This is a genomic window from Roseburia sp. (assembly GCF_041325975.1).
Lineage (GTDB): Bacteria > Bacillota > Clostridia > Lachnospirales > Lachnospiraceae > Roseburia > Roseburia rectibacter.
In genome coordinates, this window is record NZ_JBGLEJ010000005.1 from 1366832 (window position 1) to 1386150 (window position 19319).

The window sequence follows — 19319 nt, forward strand, 5'->3', positions numbered from 1 at the left end:
ACTTATTCTGCCACACCTGTATTTTTCTGAATCTCCTCAAGCTCATTATAATTGTACAGATGCCAGGTATCATTTATCACACCCATCTTTTTTAACACTCTTATCGTATTCACACACTTTGGGCCAACCTGAATATAACAGCTGCCGGATGCATCACCAACCATAACATTATTATTTCTCATATTCCTGTAATCCATATAATTATAATAATAATCCCATGTCTGGTAACCATTCCCTTTTCCATAATAGGAAAGTGAAAGCGAATTGGTATAGATGCTTTCCTGTTCATCTTTATAAACCGCAGGAAGCTGATAAGCATCAAAATTGCCCTCTTTTACATCCTGTTCAATGGCTTCTTTGAGAATGTTGCTCTCGTCCCTTGAAAACGTATATACATCAGACTCACCCCTGCCATTATAAACAGTCAGATAACCGGAATAATAATCATTTTCCTTATATCCATCGCCCAGAACCTGTTTCATCAGATTATCCTGATCTGCCTCTAAAGCAGCCAGCTTATATGCAACGGATTTTTTATCTTTTAATGCCGTATCGGTAACAGAAACCGGATATCTCCGCTCAAACATAGAGCCATCCTTCATATAATAACGGAATGTTGTATAATAATAATTTTTTTCTTTTTTATATACAGATAAATATTCATCCTTACTGTCAACGCACTGTTGTTGTAACTTCAATATCTCAGGTATCTGTTCTTTTGAAATGTAGATCGGATAATCCATATTCACAAATGCCGCCTCAATCTCAGATGCATCCGGAATACGGCGCTCAATGCCAAATACATCGATACGGAAACATCCTAACAGGATCAGGACTGCTGCTGCAAAGCCAACCCATTCCATAATTCTTTTTTTGCACAATACCCGAAAACTTTTCTGCAGAACCATTTCCGCTGCCAGAAAACAGATACTGCCAAAAACAAGCATAAGAATGAAAAGACAGATAAACTCATTCATTTTAATATACTCTAATAACAATGCCGATACTGCAAGTGCGATCAGTCCGCCGCCACATATACCGGACAACCAGCGGAATACCGGTTTTAGAATGGAAATGCTGACCACATCTCCCGCCGTCTCAACCTTATGTCTTTTATATAAAACATATGCAAGAACCGTAATCACAACTGCAGCCACCGCATAAGCCGCTACAATTTTCCCACCACTGATCGTAACACCGACTGCCTGTACATAATCTTTATCATACTCTATGCCCATCGACAGATTATGGAACAGATAGTCAAGCGGAGATAAAATACTCGACGGATTATATGACCATGTATCTGATACCCCATAACAGATCAGACTTGAAATATTCTGTATCATCTTTGTACCGCCGATCCACAGATAATTGACCGCAAGGTAATAAAATGGCATGGCAAAAATATTTCCGGTGAGCATGGCAACAAATACTGCAAGCGAATATGCAAAAAATGATACTCCTGCGATATCTATAAACCAGTAAAATATATATTGTATACAGTTAATCTGATTCGCCAGACATACTAACACGCCTGCAATAAAAGCGATCAGCTCCGGGACAAACAGAAACACAAATCCTGACACATAATTTGTGATATAAAGTTCCCGTCTGTCCACCGGCAATGAATGTATCATATTTGCATTGCGTGGATTATATAAATAGGAAAATACTGCAAGTGCAGCCACCGCTGCCGCAACAAAAACAGGTATCACCGATCCCGCATCTGACAGCATGGAACCAACAACATAGTACTGTTTATGTTCAAACGGCATATTTCCAATATAATTATTTTCAACATTCGCATAAATCAATCCGATGCTGACCGGCACCACCATGATCAGATAGCAAAGATATACCACCCAGATCGGCCAGTAATGTGTAAGATTCTTTCGAAATATCGTCATATTAAAAGAGGATGTCTTTGACTTCATAATCAGCACCTCCCATCTCGTAAATAAAGATTTCTTCCAATGTCAGTGGAAGCACATCCACGATCAGCGGATTTGTTTCGGCCAGTGCTCTTTTGGCATCTTCCGGATTTCCCTTTACGATCAATGTATATACACGTCCTGTATTAGACATATGAAGGACTTCAAATTCTTCCGGTAGTTTCGGCACACCGCTCTGACATGCGACCTGGATCTTTGACACATTTCCCTGCAGATCACTTAAGGAACGTTCGATCATGATTTTTCCCTGATGCATGATACCAACATGGTCACAGACATCCTCCAGCTCTCTTAAATTGTGGGATGATACCAGTACTGTCATCTGATTTTCTGCAACTTCTGACATGATAATGCTCCAGATCTGTCTGCGCATGACCGGATCAAGTCCGTCCACAGGTTCATCTAAGATCATAAACTCCGGTTTTGCACAGATTGCAAGCCAAAAAGCAACCTGTTTCTGCATTCCTTTCGACAGTCGTCTGATACTTCTTTTTACGTCGATATTCGGGAAAAACTCCTGCATACGGTAAAAAAGTTTTTCATCAAATGCAGGATAAATTCCCTGATAAAAACGTTTCATTTCCATCGTGTCTGCCTGCATAAAATAAAATATTTCATCCGGAATATAGGAAAATTTTGCTTTTACTTTTTTATTTTCATATACAGGTTCTCCTGCAATTAAAACTTCACCCGCATCCGGTTTATATACCCCTGTAATATGGCGGATCAATGTTGATTTACCCGCTCCGTTTGGTCCGACCAGTCCGTATATCGCACCTTTTTCCACATGCATATCCACACCTTTCAATGCACGAAATCCCTCAAAGGACTTTTCCAAATGACTTACCTGTATCATTGGTCCACCTTCCCTTCTGCCAGATTATCCATACGTTCGACCAATTCCTTTTCCTTTACAGACAAAAAAAATAGTTCTTCCACAATCTCATCAAATTCCGTCAATAACTCTTTCGCTCTCGCATCATATACTTCTTTTCGTTCTGCAACAAAAGTTCCTTTTCCAGCGACCGTATAGATATAACCTTCACTTTCCAGATCCCGATAGGCTTTCTGTATCGTGTTCGGGTTAATGGCAAGCTTTGCCGCAAGTTCCCGGACTGATGGCAGTTTTTCATCTGCAGAAAGAGAATTTGATATTACAAGTTTTCTGAGTCCATCCTTGATCTGTTCATAGATCGGTTTGGAATCACGATAATTTAACTGTATCAATCAGATACCCCCTGTCCGTACTAACCGTACTATTTTCTATCATACGGTCACTATAACACGGGGCATCTGCTGATACAATAAAGATAATCCTATGATATTATGAAGATATTATGAAGATTTTATGAAGCCTGCAGCCTGTTATCCTAAAAAAATACAACCTTTTGTCATCTGTGCCTGACTAACCCAGATATGCACGCAGTAACTCAAATGTGTTTTTCACACCATCCTTATGGCTTCTCTCATATCCATGGGATGCGTATACACCCGCACCGATCAGACCATGGCGCACATCATAGCCTGCTGTCAGTGCCACATCTGCATCTGAGCCATAGTATGGGTAAACATCCACGGCAAAATCAATATCGTTGTCTTTCGCTGCTTTGATCAGTCCTGTAACAACATCATAATTGTAAGGTCCCCTGCTGTCTTTTGCACAGATAGATACCTGTGTTTCCCTGCAGGAGAGTCCATCTCCCACACAGCCCATATCCACGGAGATCACTTCTGTCACACCCTCCGGGATAGATGCTGCACCGCCATGTCCGACTTCCTCATAGACTGTGATATGCTGGTATATCATGCGCTCTGTCGTGATATTTTCTTCTTTTAAATATTTTGCATATCCAAGTAAAATACCGACGCTTAATTTGTCATCCAGAAAACGGCTCTTGATATAACCTGTCTTTGTGACCGTAGTGCGCGGATCAAAGCATACAAAATCACCTGCCATGATACCTAATTTCTCTGTTTCTTCTTTAGACGCTGTTTTCTCGTCAAGCACGATCTCCATCTCATCCCAGCTTCGTTTGGTATCACTGTAATCCCCGTTCACATGGACAGAAGCGTTAGAAAGCTGGCAGGTTCCCTCAAAAATACCGGCAAATCTGCTTGCCACACGACAGTTTTCTGCCTCCGCATTGTTTGCATTCATGCCACCGATCGGAGATACCTTTAGTCTTCCGTTTGACTTGATCTCTGTTACGATCGCACCGAGTGTATCAATATGTGCCTCTAACATCACTGCATTGTCTTTCTCTTTACCTCCTAATGCGACAAGAACGCCGCCTTTTACGGTAAGTTCCGGCTCATATCCTAACGCACGGTATTCGTCTAAGACAAAATCTGCCACCTCTTTGGTGTAGCCTGACGGACTGTCGATCGCAAGGATCTTTTTTGTTTCTTCCACGATATAATCAACGTAATTTTTCTTTTCCATTTTTAATCTCCATTTCTGCGCTGTCCTCCAGCGCATCTTAAGTTTGTGCGCCAGCACAAATCTTACGTGTGAAAAATATATTTTTCACACTAATCTCCATTCTTTTCCTTCAGATAAATAAATCCTCCAAGATTTCCCCTTTTTCCATGGCTGGCACGGTGGGAAAATAACAGATCCGGATTACAGCAGGTACAGATATTTGTAACTGCAATCTTTTCCTTTAAAACACCTGCCTCTGTCAGGACGATCTCATTCGCCTTCCAAAGATCAAGCTGATACTTGCCATTTTTCTTATCCAGAAGGATTTCATCCGTATGACCGGGGAATGCTTCCTTAAAAGCATCTGCAACATCCTCACTGACCTCATAGCAATCCTGACATATAGACGGACCGATGGCACAGACTAAATCTTCTGCCTCAGTGCCAAATTCACGCTTCATTGCTGTGATCGTGGCTGCCCCCATTCTTCCAACGGTTCCCTTCCAGCCGGAATGGCTCATTCCGATTGCCCGGTGCACCGTATCCACAAAATATAACGGCACACAGTCCGCATAAAAAGTTGAGAGCACAAGTCCCGGCTCATCTGTGATCAGACCATCGATATCCTTATAATCTCTCTCTTTTACAATACCTTTTCCGGCATCCTCAGCCGTCACTCTTTTTATATTTGTCGTGTGTGTCTGGTCTGTAAAAACAAACTTTGAAATATCTGTTTTCATCGCACCGGCAAGTCTTTTAAAATTTTCCCGTACAGCCGCTTCCTCGTCTCCGCGCGTAAAACTTAAATTCAGGGATTCATAAATTCCTTTACTTACACCACCACATCTTGTGGTAAAACAGTGCTCTACGATTCCGGTCTGCTCAAGCAGAGGATATTTAAGGAGCGGTAGTCCTGCCCCCGCTCCACTTTCACACCATACTTCTTCTAATACAACGTCATTATTTTTCTTTTTAAAACTCACACTGTCATCCTTCCCATTCTAAAGATATCCCTGATACTCAAATGCATTCTTTATGAGTTCCACCTCATCACCAGATACAGCTGCAACATCAAAGCGGCACGGCGTATCCATTCCACAGCCATGTGTCAGCAGATAATAGGATGCGACCTTGCTGATCGTGCGCTGTTTTTTTGGTGTTACTGCCTCTGCCGGACGTCCACACCTGTTGTTCCTACGATATTTCACTTCAATAAACACAAGGTATCCCTGATCTTTTGCAATGATGTCGATTTCTCCCATGCGACAGCGAAAATTATACTGCAGGATCTCATATCCTTTTGTTTGTAAATATTCTCCCGCTGTTTTCTCATATGCAGCCCCCACTGCACGTTTATTTACTTTCTCCGTAGTTTATCCCCCATTGTTCCGCTATTTTATTTTACATTTTCTATCCTGTAAAAACAAGACCTGATCACAGTAATCCTGCCCTGCTTAATTTTGCTTTCATTTTATCCATATCATCTACAAACACCAGAATTTCTGCCACAACATCATAAAGTTCCGGCGGTATCGTATCACCGATCTGAAGTTTTGAGAGAGTTTCTGCCAATTTATTATCCTGATAAAACGGCACATCATTTTCTTTCGCTTTTTCAATGATACGCTCTGCAACTTCTCCTTTTCCCGCTGCTAATATCTTCGGTGCCGCATCACCCGGCTCATATGCTACCGCCACTGCAGTTTTCTGTTTTTTCCCCTGTTCTTTATTTTTTCCATCAAACCACATAACTAACTGCCTCCTGCGCTGCTTATGCACGTACATCAAACGAATATCTGTGAACCGTCCCCATCTGTGGCATATCTTTCTGCAGAAAATCTTCTACAAATTCAACCTTTTTTTCTTCTTTTGACATCGTAATGCTGCAATGATACCCTTTCTGTGCCAGTCTCTTTTCTAACACCGGAAGATGCTTTTCGATCAGATCATAGGACGTATCATCAGCAATATAAAAATTTGTCTTTACATTTTTGTCCTTCATGCGGATAGAAACATCCGTGGAACCTAAATTATCAAGATCTAAATGCAAAAAAGCGGTCAGTTCTGCTTCCGGATCATTCAGATTCTTTTTATTGGTGTACACATACAAATCCCCGGATGCATTCTGTCCCGACAATTTTAGTGGAAGCTGTACATAAGTATACACCTGATTGATCTGATTCATAAATTCCACATTGCTGCGGATGTCTGCTGCCGTCTGTACAAAAGAGTTCTGTGTGACTCCTGCAGCTTTCATTACATTTTCCATCTGTTTCATCTGGTGATCTAAACGTTCATAAAGTTCACTGACCTTAGATGTTTCTTTTAACTGTTCCGGTTCAAGCAGCCACTGTTTTTGGGCACGGTTCTTTAAGATCGCAGCAAATTCCTTACTTCCGAACAGTTTGGTCATTCCTACAAATCCATACTCCCGGTTCTGTCCTAACGCATCCCGGAGTGTATTTAAAAAATCTTCTGCCGTCATGGACTGTTTTAAATTTACTTCCGGTTCTGTCACTGTCTGCGCTAATTCTAATGTCTTCTTCCCCGCATCCTCTCCTGACATTGTATCCACAAACACATCTTCCTCTGCATTCATCTCAAAAAGATCTGTATTGCCGGTCAGCGTCGGGATATTCTGCAGTAAACGTTTTAAATGATCCAGACCATTCTGATCTAAGATCTGCTCTAACGTGTCCGTCTGCATCTGCGTATTTTTTAATGATGCATTTTCTGCTCCTGACTCTGCAGTTCCCATTGAAAGCAGATCTTTTGCAGTCTGCTGCATCTGCGCTTCTCCAGCTGCTGTTTGATTCTGAATCTGATCTGCAGCGGTCTCTGTATTTATGTTGCCACCGGCATTTACTGTTGCGCCTGCTTGTATATTTCCATCTGCATTTATGGCTGTGCCTGCCTGTAGATTTCCATCTGCATTTATAGCTGTGCCTGCCTGTAGATTGCCGTCTGCATTTATGGCTGTGCCTGCCTGTATGTTTTCTCCGGCATTTATGGCTGCTCCTGTCTGATCCTGCTGTAATCCATCCGCAGCCTGTGTGAAACTTTCTCCCTCTCCGTTTAAAATATCTAATACTTTCCCATATAATTCAAAGGACTGCTGCTCTCCTAAATCCGCATCTCCTAAAAGACGTCCGAGCTGATTCATTGCAAGATCCATTTCATCTACGATCGCATGCTGGTCAGCCATATAATTTTCAAACTGTGATGCCATCTCTGTACTGACCGGAAGCCCGATCTTTGTCATCAGAACCGCTGTATTTACATTGACATTTGGATTGCTTCCTATAACTCTTCCCATATCAAGAATACTCTGTTTACTGATCGACATCTGTTCTTTCATCATGGAATCCACCATCGTGATATTCCGCTCTGTCGCCGGAACTCCTGCGGCAGTCAGAGCATTTAACAGGATCGGATTATTGATATTGCCTGCCTGAACATAAGGACGAAGTGCGATCGTTGTCCCATCATTGGAACGAACCTGAAAAAACATAGACTCACCCGGCTGAATGGATACTTTTCCATCGAGTCTTGCTGTTATAGTCTGTCCGTTTCCGAGTGCCAGAATAACTTTGCCATTTTTGACACTGTTAACCGTTCCTTCAAACGTGCTGCCCGGCTCTAGTTCCTGCATGGATGACACAAGTTTCTGTGTTCCCTGTGCACTCATAAGTTCCTCTGTTCCGTTTTTGACATTCTGACTGTACTGCCCCAACATATCTCTGATCTGCATAACAAACCTCATTCCCATGTGCGAAAAATATATTTTCACACTACACCCGATTTCAAACGTTTACTCTATAAAATTATGGATAAAACTCCTGCGGTGGATCGGGGATGCGCCGTATTTCTTTAATGCCGCAATATGCTCCGCCGAACCATATCCTTTGTTTGACGCAAAACCATACTCCGGAAGGATCTGGTCATATTCAACCATCAGTCTGTCCCTCGTCACCTTTGCGATAATACTCGCTGCACCGATGGAAATACTCTTTGCATCTCCTTTTATGATCGGTACCTGCGGAATTGTAACTTCCGGTATCGTCACCGCATCATTTAATAATATATCGGGTGAAGGATTTAATTTACTTATAGCTTCACGCATTGCTTCATAAGTTGCCTGTAAAATATTAATCTCATCGATCCTTTGCGGCGGCACCATACCGATCCCTGTTGCGACCGCCTTCTCCATGATCTCATCATAAAGTTCCTCACGTTTTGCCGCTGTAAGTTTTTTAGAATCATTGATATATAGTATATCGCAGTCTTTTGGCAGGATCACCGCACCGGCAACGACCGGACCGGCAAGAGGTCCTCTTCCTACCTCATCTATTCCGCAGATATATGCATACTCACTGTATTTTCGCTCATATTCCTGCAGATTCCAGATTCTTTTTCGCTCTTCCTCTAATTTTTGCAGGCGCTTTTTTGCCTGCTCCACAAGTTTTTTAACGCCGCTTCTCTCATCCGGCTCATAAGAAGCAATAAAAGAAGGCAGCATTGCTTCCGTTGCCGCCTTTAATTCATCTTTGATCTGTCCTATTTTTCGTTCTTCCATCTCTGACACTTCCATTTCTGCTGTCTGTATTTTGTACAATAGCTCACATATTTTACGGGTATCCCTGTGTCAGGAACCATGTTTTAGAAAACCGATTTCTGAAAACGGATAAATACGAAGCCATGCACGTCCTATGATCCTGTTTTTCGCGATCAGTCCGACTTCTTCCATACGGCTGTCCATGCTGTTATTCCGGTTATCCCCAAGCACAAAATATTCATCCGCTCCGAGATCTATCCCATCTTTTGCCAGTCCCGGATCACGCATCACTTCTTTTCCGTAAGACTCCATCAGCTTTTCGCCATTGATGTAAATAAATCCATCCTCATCGATCTGTACGTTTTCCCCCGGAAGTCCAATGATCCGCTTGATAAAATATCTGCCGTCTTCCTGTGGAAAAACAATAATATCAAACCTGTCCGGATCATGAAAACGATAGGACAGCTTATCTACGATAAGATTATCCCCATCGGAAAGCGTCGGCTGCATGGAAACACCATTTACAACTGTACGCTGTCCCACAAAGTGAATGATCAGAAACGTGATTCCTGCCACAAGTGCAAAATACAGGATCAGTTCTAACACTGCCCTGATATCCGTCTGTCTCACCCGGCACTGTCCTCCTGCATTTTCGGACGTTCCAGTGTGATCTGTCCTAATTTTCCACTCCGGAATTCATCGATCAGAAGTGCTGCTGCTTTACTGTAGTCTAATTCGTTGCCTTTTGAGATGCACTTTCTGTTTTCTGCGATCTGTCCTAAAATTACCGGTGGTTCTGCATCCTCCTCCACACCATAACGTTCATGAAGTACGGACGGATAATCACTTAACAGTATTTTTATCAGCTCTAACGACAGCTCATCAATATTTAATATTTCATCTTTGATTGCACCGATGAGTGCTAAATAAAGTCCGACTCTCTGATCTTCGAATTTAGGCCAGAGAATCCCCGGTGTATCTAACAGTTCCACGTTTTTGTTGAGTCTGATCCACTGTTTTCCCTTTGTAACACCCGGTTTATTTCCAGTCTTTGCACACGCCTTTCCGGCATAAGAATTGATAAATGTCGATTTACCGACATTAGGAATACCAACAACCATCGCACGTACCGGACGGTTTTTGATTCCTCTTTTCCGGTCACGCTCGATTTTCTCCCTGCAGGCTTCCATCACAACATTTGTAACATCCTTCATCCCTGCCTTGCTTCTTGCATCTAAGCAGACCACAAAATAACCTTTTTCACGGAAAAAATCCGACCACTCGCGGTTTCTTCTCGTATCTGACAGATCTGATTTGTTCATCAGGATCAGTCTTGCCTTATTTTTTCCAAGTTCATCTATATCCGGGTTACGGCTTGCGAGCGGTATTCTTGCATCCACCAGCTCAATAACCAGATCGATCAGTTTTATATCTTCCTGCATCTGACGTTTTGCTTTTGTCATATGCCCTGGATACCATTGAAATTGCATATTTTCCTCCATTTCTCTGCATGAAATCTTATATTCTTATTTTTATAGAAATCCAAGTTCCGAGAACGGCGCGATCCGAAACCAGGCTTTTCCTATGATATAGTCTTTTTTTATATTTCCAATATTTGCATAACGGCTGTCCTCACTGTTATTACGGTTATCTCCCAGAACAAAATATTCATCCGGTCCAAGTGTGATCTCATCCGCCGCAAGTCCTGCATCTTCAATAGATGCAACATCCGTTTCCTCATCAAATGCTTTTCCGTTGACGTATACCGTTCCATTTTTAACCTGTACGGTATCTCCCGGAACACCTATGACACGCTTTACATAGTAATGGGATTTTTCATTTCCATTTGGAAGAAATACGATTATATCATTTGTTTTCGGATCTGTCACTTTATAAACAAAACGGTTTACTAAAATCTGGTCTCCGCCATTTAATGTCTTAGACATTGACTGTCCTACAACACTTGTCCGGAGTCCGATAAAATAAACAAAGGTAAATGCAATAAGTAATGTGAGTGCTATTTCTACTGTCCATGACAAAACTTCTTTTACTACTGTAAAATTGATCTTTTTCTTTCGTTTTCCAAAGTTTAAACCACTTTTTCTTCGTCTTACCACGTCTGTTTTCCTTTCCCCAAAATGTACTTCTATACTTTATCACAAAATGCCACACTTCGTAAACCTTATCCGTGGATAAAATCCCGTTACAGAACAAAGAGTCGCTTGCGACTCTTTCGCACTCGAGCGATGCTGTTTACAGCTAACTTCTTCTCCGCGAGATGCGCATCCCGCCCGGAGAGCTTTTTGATTCTTAGGACGTAATTTCCTATGAATTAAAAAGCTGCCCCGCTGTGTTTCCACCTGCAGGGCAGTCTTTTTATATTTTACTTGAATTTTACTTGAATTTTTCTCTCTGTTCTTCTAAAAACTCCGGTGTATCAAAATAGTCGATCTTCATCGCATGTTTTACTTCGGCAAGCGTTTTTTCTGCCTCAGCTTTTGCAGTCTCACTGCCTTTCTTTAAGATATCATACACATCATCGATACGGTTTTCGTATTCTTTTCTGCGTGCACGGATCGGAGAAAGCTCTTCCTGCATGACATTATTTAAGAACTTCTTCACTTTGACATCGCCAAGACCACCGCGTGTATAATGATCTTTTAACTCCTGTAAACAGGAATATTCCGGAAGATATTCTGCAAAATGTCCATCATTGCAGAACGCATCCAGATAAGTAAATACTGTATTGCCCTCAAGATTACCCGGATCTTCAATGCGGATATGATTCGGATCAGTATACATGGACATGATCTTTTTCTTTACGTCAGCTTCCGGCTCGGAGAGATAAATACAGTTGCCGAGTGATTTACTCATCTTTGCCTTTCCATCAATACCCGGAAGTCTTAAACATGCCTTGTTTTCCGGCAGTAAGATCTGCGGATCTGTCAGTGTCTCACCGTATACGGCATTAAATTTGTGTACGATCTCCTTTGTCTGCTCAAGCATCGGCATCTGATCTTCGCCAACCGGAACTGTCGTTGCATGGAATGCAGTGATATCAGCAGCCTGACTGATCGGATAACAGAAAAATCCAACCGGAATGCTTGTCTCAAAGTTACGCATTTGAATCTCTGATTTTACGGTCGGATTGCGCTGCAGTCTCGATACCGTAACAAGGTTCATATAATAAAATGTCAGCTCTGTCAGCTCTGTCACATAAGACTGGATAAAGATATTCGACTTCGCCGGATCAATTCCTACAGAAAGATAATCGAGTGCTACTTCCATGATATTGCTGCGCACTTTTGCAGGATTATCTGCATTATCTGTAAGTGCCTGTGCATCTGCGATCATAATAAAGATCTTGTCATATTCTCCGGAATTCTGAAGTTCAACTCTTCGCTTTAAAGAGCCTACATAATGTCCCACATGTAATTTGCCCGTCGGGCGGTCACCTGTTAAAATAATTTTCTGTGCCATAATTTTTCCCCTGTCAAACATATTTCTATATCCATTATACACGTTTTGTTTCCGTGATTCAATTTTTTCTTTTACATATAGGCAATCTTTTCTTTTATTCCCCTAAAACCTGACGAATCCGAAAGTGAGCATCTTTCGGATTCACCGGTTTTAACAGAAATCCATCGGCACCTAACTGTTCTGCGAGTTCCTGATCTTCTTTCATATCACTCATGGTAAGTACGATCACAGGTATATTTTTAAAGATTTCGGATCTTTGTCTTTTCCTCAGCACCTCAAATCCATCCATTCCCGGCATCACAATATCCAAAAGAACGACATCGATCTTTCCTTCGCTGTTCTCTACCAGATCAAGACATTCCTGCCCGCATGATGCTTCTGCCACATCATAGATATCTTTTAAATTTTCTTTTAAAATTACTCTCTGAAGTTTTGAATCATCCGTAATCAATACTGTATATTTCACAATGTCACCCTATACATCTTTTCTACTGTATTTTCTTTTATTCTGCCATAGAATGCGCTGTGATTCAACTGTCCTTTTTCCCCACTAAAACCAGTATTTTTATATGGAATAATCAAAAGACTGTCCGACTGCTTTTTCTTCTTTCGTCAGGACAGAATCTGCCCTGCTCTCATAAATGACATTATCTATCTTTTTGAGCAATTCTTCCCAGGAGGAAGCGGAAACCGTCACTTTGTCCGCATCTGATGACTTTTCCTTCGAATTCGTCTTATCGGCAGAATCCATTTTCTTATTTTTATCTGCCCTGTCTGCTTTTCTCTCTTCCGCGCGTTTTTCCTGTGTTTTTTTCTGCGCTTTCTTTTTTTCTTCTGCTGCAGCCTCCTTTTTATCAGCGATACGCTCTTTCTGTGCCGCAAGAGATTTATCGACAACTGCAAAAAATGATGCATTTCCGTTGTCATCAAAGGTCATCCCAAAAGAACTGACAGAATCTGCTTTCGATCCTAAACTGTCTTTCATCTGGCTTAACTGGGATGTTGCATTACTTAAAATTCCCTCATATTTTGCGCGATACTCCTCATCCTCTGCCATCTTCTCAATCTTGTCTGAATCGATCAGGACAATAAGTTCTTTCGAGCTCTGGTACATCCCCTTTTTACTCTCGGCTTCCTCCTTCTGCTCCGGTGAAACAAGGATAAAATCCATATTGGAATATTTTGCTTTTAACTGTTCATAATATTTTTTTGCTTTATCACTCAGAACCGGATCTCCGATCGTTCTTCCACTTACCCTGCTTTTCTTTGCCGTCTTATCCATCTCTTTTGTGCCATCGGTCTTTTTGTTATTATCCGTTTTCCTGTTGTATTCTGTGCGGTAAGAATAGTCCGCTGCATAAGAATTTAATGCACTGTTGTTACTGATCTCACTCATAATAATCCCCTTTCTTCCGTGAAAAATCTGACTTTTGCCTTCTAATTCCATTTATGGGTTTTTCTCGTTTCTATTATGGTTATCGGCTCATTTACAGATAAATTTATACGAATACTGACTTGACTTTTTGCTAAGAGCAGATACACTTTATATCAGCCAAAACATTATTTATTATAGAAGGAAGTGTTTTAAATGACACAGAATCGGATCATCAAAAATCATATGGATATTCCCTGGCATCAGTTCACAGGAAATGATAAAGAACTGCCGATCACCCAGGCAGGTCTTACCGAAAAAGCATCCGTGATCGGGCGTACCGGTCTGATGATGCTCTCCTGTGGTACAGGTGCATGGCGGGTACGCAGTTCTATGAATACGCTTGCCTCTCTGCTCGGCATCACCTGTACCGCAGACATTGGTTTAATGTCGATCGAATATACCTGTTTTGACGGAAACGATTGTTTTTCACAGTCTCTCTGTCTGACAAACACCGGTGTCAACACTTCAAAATTAAACAGGTTAGAACGTTTCGTCAATGACTTTGCAGGTGAATGCTGCACAATGTCAGGGGAGCAGATTCATGCTTATTTAGACCAGATCGAACAGATCCATGGTCTTTATTTGCCCTTTGCACTTGGATGTGCTGCTGCTTTTGCATGCAGCGCGTTTACATTTTTGTTAGGCGGCGGACCTGTTGAAATGCTCTGTGCTTTCTTCGGCGCAGGCATCGGAAATTATCTCCGGTGCAAACTCACAAAGCATCATTTTACACTGTTTTTGTGCATCGCTGCTTCCGTCTCAGGTGCCTGTCTGGTTTATGCCGGACTTTTAAAAATCGCAGAGCTTCTGTGGGGGATTTCCATTCAGCATGAAGCAGGCTATATCTGTGCAATGCTTTTTATCATCCCAGGCTTTCCATTTATCACAAGCGGTATCGACCTTGCAAAACTGGATATGCGTTCCGGTTTGGAACGTCTTGCTTATGCGCTGATCATTATTGCCGTCGCCACAATGTTTGCATGGATGGTAGCACTTTTACTGCATTTACAGCCGGTAGATTTTCTTCCGTTAAATCTTAATCTGCCTGAAAAAATTGTATTCCGTCTGCTCGCAAGTTTCTGTGGCGTATTTGGATTTTCCGTCATGTTCAACAGTCCGGCAAAGCTTGCCGCATCTGCCGCGATCATTGGTGCTATTGCAAACACTTTCCGTCTGGAACTTGTAGATCTTTTCGGAATGCCTTCTGCAGCCGCTGCTTTTTTAGGTGCACTGACCGCCGGACTTCTTGCATCGCTCTTAAAAAATCATGTCGGTTATCCAAGAATCGCGATCACTGTTCCATCCATTGTCATTATGGTGCCTGGATTGTATCTGTACCGCGCGATCTATAATCTTGGCATTATGTCACTGGATGTGTCAGCTTCCTGGTTTGCCTCTGCGATCCTTATCATTGTATGCCTGCCACTTGGACTGATCTTTGCAAGAATACTGACAGATAAAATGTTCCGGTACTGCAACTGATTATTTCTCAAAATACTTCCAACTGAATTTTGTTGAGACAAATGCTGGTTTGTTGAGACATGCGTCGCCCATCCAAATGGTGTTTCGTAGGCTTGTGAGTGGCGTCTTGCGCAAAGCCGGAGTAATTTTGGTTCCGTTGTACGAAAATAAGAAAAGTCTAGGTATGCCTGAATTAGATTTTCTCGGAGTGACGTGAACGGCAACAACGAGTCATCCATGACTCGATGCCGCCTTGTTCTGCCATCCGTGGCAGAACATCACTGTGTGTAGACAGGCATACCAAGATTTTCTAATTTTCTCCCAAAGTCACAAAATTAGCTTCGGCTTTGCGCAAGATGCCAGTATTCAGGTTGTGAACACCATTTGGGTGGGCGGTTCATCTCAAAATGGGGGCGCGGGTGTGAATTTTTGATATTCGCACGAATGGAAATATGCTTAAAATCCTAATGTGCTGTATCATTAATATTCAGCCTAATGACTTCCCAGAATTTCCATCTACTGCATTGTATTACATGAATTATTTCGTAAATTGCCAGATTAATAACGCAGAATATTTTTTCAAATGTGTATGGCAATAAATATGGGCATAGTGGTATATATCGAGGTTTTTGCCAGTGTTGTCAAACAAATAATAAACCATTGAATATAGTTATTTGGAAATCTTTTTTTAATCAGATTCAGACACAAAACACTAATAATTTACGCACCCCCAAGGTTGTAAAATGAGTTCCCCGGCGAAGGGTGGTTCACAACCTTGCGGCTGGCAAATCGCATCAAGCCGAGACCTGTTTTGTGACTTTGGGAGAAAATTAGGCAATCTTAGTCTGCCTGTCCGTAACACAGTGTTGTGCTGCCACGGACGGCAGCACAAGTCTTAATGCCCCCGGACGGGGCGTTTAAGACGCACACGTCACTCCGAGAAACATTAAATCAGGCTGACTTAGACCTGCCTTATTTTCGTACAACGGAACAAAACAGTCCCGGCTTGATGCAATTTGCCAATCGTAACCCCCCCCGGAACCACCCTACACAGGGAAACTCATGTCACCCACAAACCAGCATTTGGCGAATAACATATTCTATAGAAAAAAGACTGACAGATGCAGATTCACCTACCGAATCCTTTCTGTCAGCCTTTTCTTTTTTACTCTTTCAGCAAATATGCATCTCTCTTTGCCCCGGTGGAAACAAGATAAATGGAATGTCCGATCAGCTCTTCGATCCTTTCAATATACTTCTTTGCATTTTCCGGAAGATCATTCCAGTTCTGGCAGGATGAAATGTCACAATTCCATCCGTCTAACATCTCAATCTCCGGCATTGCATCATCAAGCAGGATATTGGTTGGAAAATCCGTGATGAACTTTCCGTTTACACGGTATCCAGTGATAACAGGGATCTTTTCAAAGCTGCTTAATACATCGAGCTTTGTCAATGCAATGTCCCCTGCATTCTGGCATTGTAATCCATATCGGCTCGCAACTGCATCAAATGGTCCGACCCTTCTCGGACGTCCGGTTGCTGCCCCAAATTCATTTCCTGCTTTTCTTAATTTTTCATTCCATTCTTCGCCTGCTGCCTTTTCTGCCACAAACGGTCCTTCACCGACACAGGTTGAGTATGCTTTCATGACTCCCACAACCCGATCCGGCTGTCTCTTTGGAATGCCTGCACCAATCGTCGCATAGGCTGCGATAGTACTGGAGCTGGATGTGTATGGATAAATTCCGTAATCAATGTCACGCAATGCGCCAAGCTGTGCCTCGAAGAGGATGTCTTTTCCTTCTGCAGCTGCCTTTTCCAAAAGTGCCCCCGTATCGATAATATATGGTTTTAAAAATTCTGCCTGTCCCCGGCACCAGTCCATGACTTCTTCTACCGAGAGCGTTTTCTGACCATATACCTTTTCAAGGATCAGGTTTTTACTCTCCACGATCATTGCGATCCGTTTTTTGATCACTTCCGAATCCAGATATAAAAGGTCTCCCATCCGAAGCGTTTTCTTCATATATTTATCGCCATAGGCATAGGCGATTCCTCTTTTTGTGGAGCCAAATGCCTCCCCAGTCTTAGAGAGTCTCTCCTCCTCTAAAACGTCCTGTCTGACATGGAATGGCATGCAGACGGTTGCTTTTTCCGATATCTTTAAATTTTCCGGACTGATTTTTACATTCATGTAACGCATCATCTCGATCTCATGTCTTAAGTGATCCGGATCAATGACCATTCCGTTTCCAAGTACACAGACAACCTCCGGATGCAGAATACCGGACGGCAGCAGATTCAAAACAAATTTACCTTTATCTGTCACTACGGTATGTCCTGCATTGTTTCCTCCCTGATAACGAACCACATAATCGGCGTGATCACTTAATAAATCTACGACACGTCCTTTTCCTTCATCGCCCCAGTTAATACCAGTTACTGCTGTTAACATAAATATTCACACTCCTTTTATACTTGTGCATGTACAATCTTATCTACTGTATCAATACTCTTTTCCAACCGTTCCGAAAAACGGTGGATCGGTAAAAATACGCCCAGTTCATCAAACCTCTGACCTTCATCTTCCAAAGAATCCTGTCCGTAATAAACAAAGGAACGCGGCAGGTCCTTTTGCAGTTTCATCATGATATCCCACACTGCTGCATAAGCCTGTGCTTCCGTCCTCTGCTGTTTTACCGTATCCGGCAGTTCATAGACAAGCAAAAGACCGATGTGCTCACCCATCTTATATTCCATCACATCCATCGTATCCGCATCATAGCTGTGACGCTTGCGGTATCCGTATGCAAGATACATCTTTACACCTTTCTCTTTCCGGAATACCTTTTTAAACCGGTTATAATCTTTTTCACTCACATGGATCTCCTTTGTCTGGATCAGATTTCCATCCTCGTCCGTGAGCAGATACGGATTGACCTGTCCGTCCGCATTAAAGCGGAACGGTGCCAAAAATGAGTTGCGCAGTAAGTCAAACATGCTGTTTTTACAGACTGCCATCAAAAATGCTGTCAGATCCCGGTTTTTATAGGCATCAAACAATGCCTTAGCAAACTGTTCCGGTGGAAGATATCCTCCCACCAGTTCAAGATCCGAATCAATTTCTCCATAAAAAGTCTGCATCAGACGCTCACAGGCTTCCGGATCTTTCAAGATTTTATCAAACAACAGATCTGCTTTTTCTTCTCTTGGAAATATTGTCTCCATCCTTTTTCCCTCCATTATCTAATCTTTTCTAAGAACATCAGCAGAAAACTGATCAACAGAAGTCCACCGGATATCCAGATCACATGAAACCCGTACCTCACAGACAGATTTCCTCCGATTCCCGCACCAACCGCAAAGAATAAAATGATTCCAAAATAGTAAAGTGCCTGTCTGATCTGTTCCGGTCTTTTTTCCCTGAGATACAGTGAAAACGCTGCCGTCCCACTCCGCAGATTTCCGATGCACATTGTGCTCGCGTAGGAATATCCGCCGACTTTCCGGAATGTCTGCACCTGCATGGCACAGGAAAAAGAAACTAACACGGTTGCTGCCATATTAAGATTCTCTGGAAGAAATCCCACAAACACCAGGATTGCCATCTCACAGAGTAATACTGACTGTCTCCAGTGCAGCTTTCTCGCATACTTAAAACTTCCCTGTATCCTCTCTGCCACAAACACACCGACTGCAAATGCGAGCAATGGGAACAGATAACGCAATCCCTCACTCCACTCTCCCATCATAAAATGCTGACTCATGAGTACCACGTTTCCGGTCTGTGCATTCGAGAACACGCCATCTCTCGTAAAATATGTGTACGCATCCTGAAATCCACCGGACAGTGCCAGAAACACACTCGTGATAAACGCCTCCGACATCTGCACTTTGGTACTCCTTGGCTCATTTTGATTCAAAGCCAATGTTCTCACCTCTTATTCCTTTTTTCTCATTGATTTCTCACATCGTCTGTATTATAGTATCCCTGTTATCAGATGCAAAAAG

18 protein-coding genes and 1 pseudogene are annotated in these 19319 nt (G+C 42.3%); 1 reads left to right on the forward strand and 18 read right to left on the reverse strand.

Annotated elements, in window-relative coordinates; genetic code table 11:
* Positions 1-2 precede the first annotated feature (2 nt).
* The 15 genes and pseudogenes from ACDD58_RS17510 to ACDD58_RS17580 form a co-directional block, all read right to left on the reverse strand.
* On the reverse strand, positions 3-1934 hold the full coding sequence (locus ACDD58_RS17510) for an ABC transporter permease (RefSeq protein ID WP_370778533.1): 1932 nt from the start codon (positions 1932-1934) through the stop codon (positions 3-5).
* Positions 1909-2808, reverse strand: a complete 900-nt coding sequence (locus tag ACDD58_RS17515; protein WP_117919537.1) for an ABC transporter ATP-binding protein — start codon at positions 2806-2808, stop codon at positions 1909-1911. The genes ACDD58_RS17510 and ACDD58_RS17515 overlap by 26 nt, the downstream gene beginning before the upstream one ends.
* Positions 2805-3179, reverse strand: coding sequence for a GntR family transcriptional regulator (locus ACDD58_RS17520; RefSeq protein ID WP_370778534.1), 375 nt, complete (start codon positions 3177-3179; stop codon positions 2805-2807). The genes ACDD58_RS17515 and ACDD58_RS17520 overlap by 4 nt, the downstream gene beginning before the upstream one ends.
* A 178-nt stretch (positions 3180-3357) precedes the next feature.
* Positions 3358-4395: a M42 family metallopeptidase gene (locus ACDD58_RS17525; protein ID WP_186899088.1), complete on the reverse strand. Its 1038-nt coding sequence runs from the start codon at positions 4393-4395 to the stop codon at positions 3358-3360.
* An 89-nt stretch (positions 4396-4484) separates the two neighbouring features.
* Positions 4485-5357 (reverse strand): peptidoglycan editing factor PgeF, encoded by an 873-nt coding sequence (pgeF, locus tag ACDD58_RS17530; RefSeq protein WP_370778535.1) that lies wholly within the window; start codon positions 5355-5357, stop codon positions 4485-4487.
* An 18-nt stretch (positions 5358-5375) separates the two neighbouring features.
* Positions 5376-5732, reverse strand: a pseudogene (locus tag ACDD58_RS17535) (YraN family protein); the annotation flags it as partial.
* Between the two features lie 76 nt (positions 5733-5808).
* A complete protein-coding gene (locus ACDD58_RS17540) occupies positions 5809-6123 on the reverse strand; it encodes an EscU/YscU/HrcU family type III secretion system export apparatus switch protein (protein ID WP_117919529.1) in 315 nt (104 codons plus the stop codon).
* A 22-nt stretch (positions 6124-6145) separates the two neighbouring features.
* Positions 6146-8125 (reverse strand): flagellar hook-length control protein FliK, encoded by a 1980-nt coding sequence (locus tag ACDD58_RS17545; protein WP_370778536.1) that lies wholly within the window; start codon positions 8123-8125, stop codon positions 6146-6148.
* Positions 8126-8185: 60 nt separating this feature from the next.
* Entirely contained in the window at positions 8186-8950 is a 765-nt protein-coding gene (locus ACDD58_RS17550; RefSeq protein WP_370778537.1) for a ribonuclease HII, read from the reverse strand.
* A 69-nt stretch (positions 8951-9019) separates the two neighbouring features.
* A complete protein-coding gene (gene lepB, locus ACDD58_RS17555) occupies positions 9020-9559 on the reverse strand; it encodes a signal peptidase I (protein WP_118209213.1) in 540 nt (179 codons plus the stop codon).
* The gene (ylqF, locus tag ACDD58_RS17560) at positions 9556-10419 is read right to left on the reverse strand and encodes a ribosome biogenesis GTPase YlqF (protein WP_117919523.1); all 864 of its coding nucleotides are present in this window, start codon (positions 10417-10419) and stop codon (positions 9556-9558) included. The genes lepB (ACDD58_RS17555) and ylqF overlap by 4 nt, the downstream gene beginning before the upstream one ends.
* 42 nt (positions 10420-10461) lie before the next feature.
* Complete coding sequence (lepB, locus tag ACDD58_RS17565; RefSeq protein WP_117919521.1) at positions 10462-11046, reverse strand: signal peptidase I; 585 nt, start codon at positions 11044-11046, stop codon at positions 10462-10464.
* Between the two features lie 277 nt (positions 11047-11323).
* Entirely contained in the window at positions 11324-12409 is a 1086-nt protein-coding gene (gene trpS, locus ACDD58_RS17570; protein ID WP_118209215.1) for a tryptophan--tRNA ligase, read from the reverse strand.
* Positions 12410-12503: 94 nt separating this feature from the next.
* A complete protein-coding gene (locus ACDD58_RS17575) occupies positions 12504-12875 on the reverse strand; it encodes a response regulator (protein WP_370778538.1) in 372 nt (123 codons plus the stop codon).
* Between the two features lie 99 nt (positions 12876-12974).
* Positions 12975-13805: a DUF6033 family protein gene (locus ACDD58_RS17580; RefSeq protein ID WP_186899083.1), complete on the reverse strand. Its 831-nt coding sequence runs from the start codon at positions 13803-13805 to the stop codon at positions 12975-12977.
* A 192-nt stretch (positions 13806-13997) separates the two neighbouring features.
* Between ACDD58_RS17580 and ACDD58_RS17585 the strand changes: the two genes are divergently transcribed.
* Positions 13998-15326 carry a threonine/serine exporter ThrE family protein gene (locus ACDD58_RS17585; protein ID WP_370778539.1) on the forward strand — a complete coding sequence of 443 codons (1329 nt, stop codon included), beginning with the start codon at positions 13998-14000 and terminating at the stop codon, positions 15324-15326.
* Between the two features lie 1144 nt (positions 15327-16470).
* Here ACDD58_RS17585 and ACDD58_RS17590 read toward each other — a convergent pair.
* Genes ACDD58_RS17590 through ACDD58_RS17600 form a run of 3 tightly spaced genes read right to left on the reverse strand, consistent with a single transcriptional unit; the run spans position 16471 to position 19195 of the window.
* Positions 16471-17763 carry an adenylosuccinate synthase gene (locus ACDD58_RS17590; RefSeq protein WP_370778540.1) on the reverse strand — a complete coding sequence of 431 codons (1293 nt, stop codon included), beginning with the start codon at positions 17761-17763 and terminating at the stop codon, positions 16471-16473.
* A gap of 17 nt (positions 17764-17780) precedes the next feature.
* Positions 17781-18536: a DUF4866 domain-containing protein gene (locus tag ACDD58_RS17595; RefSeq protein WP_199536212.1), complete on the reverse strand. Its 756-nt coding sequence runs from the start codon at positions 18534-18536 to the stop codon at positions 17781-17783.
* 14 nt (positions 18537-18550) lie between these two features.
* Complete coding sequence (locus tag ACDD58_RS17600; protein WP_006859108.1) at positions 18551-19195, reverse strand: YoaK family protein; 645 nt, start codon at positions 19193-19195, stop codon at positions 18551-18553.
* Between the last annotated feature and the right edge of the window lie 124 nt (positions 19196-19319).

Excerpts from the sequence above, each read along its gene's own strand:
- ACDD58_RS17510 (WP_370778533.1), bottom strand. The coding sequence starts at position 1,934 with ATGAAGTCAAAGACATCCTCTTTTAATATGACGATATTTCGAAAGAAT.
- ACDD58_RS17515 (WP_117919537.1), bottom strand. The coding sequence starts at position 2,808 with ATGATACAGGTAAGTCATTTGGAAAAGTCCTTTGAGGGATTTCGTGCA.
- ACDD58_RS17525 (WP_186899088.1), bottom strand. The coding sequence starts at position 4,395 with ATGGAAAAGAAAAATTACGTTGATTATATCGTGGAAGAAACAAAAAAG.
- ACDD58_RS17540 (WP_117919529.1), bottom strand. The coding sequence starts at position 6,123 with ATGTGGTTTGATGGAAAAAATAAAGAACAGGGGAAAAAACAGAAAACT.
- ACDD58_RS17545 (WP_370778536.1), bottom strand. The coding sequence starts at position 8,125 with ATGCAGATCAGAGATATGTTGGGGCAGTACAGTCAGAATGTCAAAAAC.
- ACDD58_RS17550 (WP_370778537.1), bottom strand. The coding sequence starts at position 8,950 with ATGGAAGAACGAAAAATAGGACAGATCAAAGATGAATTAAAGGCGGCA.
- ylqF (WP_117919523.1), bottom strand. The coding sequence starts at position 10,419 with ATGCAATTTCAATGGTATCCAGGGCATATGACAAAAGCAAAACGTCAG.
- trpS (WP_118209215.1), bottom strand. The coding sequence starts at position 12,409 with ATGGCACAGAAAATTATTTTAACAGGTGACCGCCCGACGGGCAAATTA.
- ACDD58_RS17580 (WP_186899083.1), bottom strand. The coding sequence starts at position 13,805 with ATGAGTGAGATCAGTAACAACAGTGCATTAAATTCTTATGCAGCGGAC.
- ACDD58_RS17585 (WP_370778539.1), top strand. The coding sequence starts at position 13,998 with ATGACACAGAATCGGATCATCAAAAATCATATGGATATTCCCTGGCAT.
- ACDD58_RS17590 (WP_370778540.1), bottom strand. The coding sequence starts at position 17,763 with ATGTTAACAGCAGTAACTGGTATTAACTGGGGCGATGAAGGAAAAGGA.
- ACDD58_RS17595 (WP_199536212.1), bottom strand. The coding sequence starts at position 18,536 with ATGGAGACAATATTTCCAAGAGAAGAAAAAGCAGATCTGTTGTTTGAT.
- ACDD58_RS17600 (WP_006859108.1), bottom strand. The coding sequence starts at position 19,195 with ATGTCGGAGGCGTTTATCACGAGTGTGTTTCTGGCACTGTCCGGTGGA.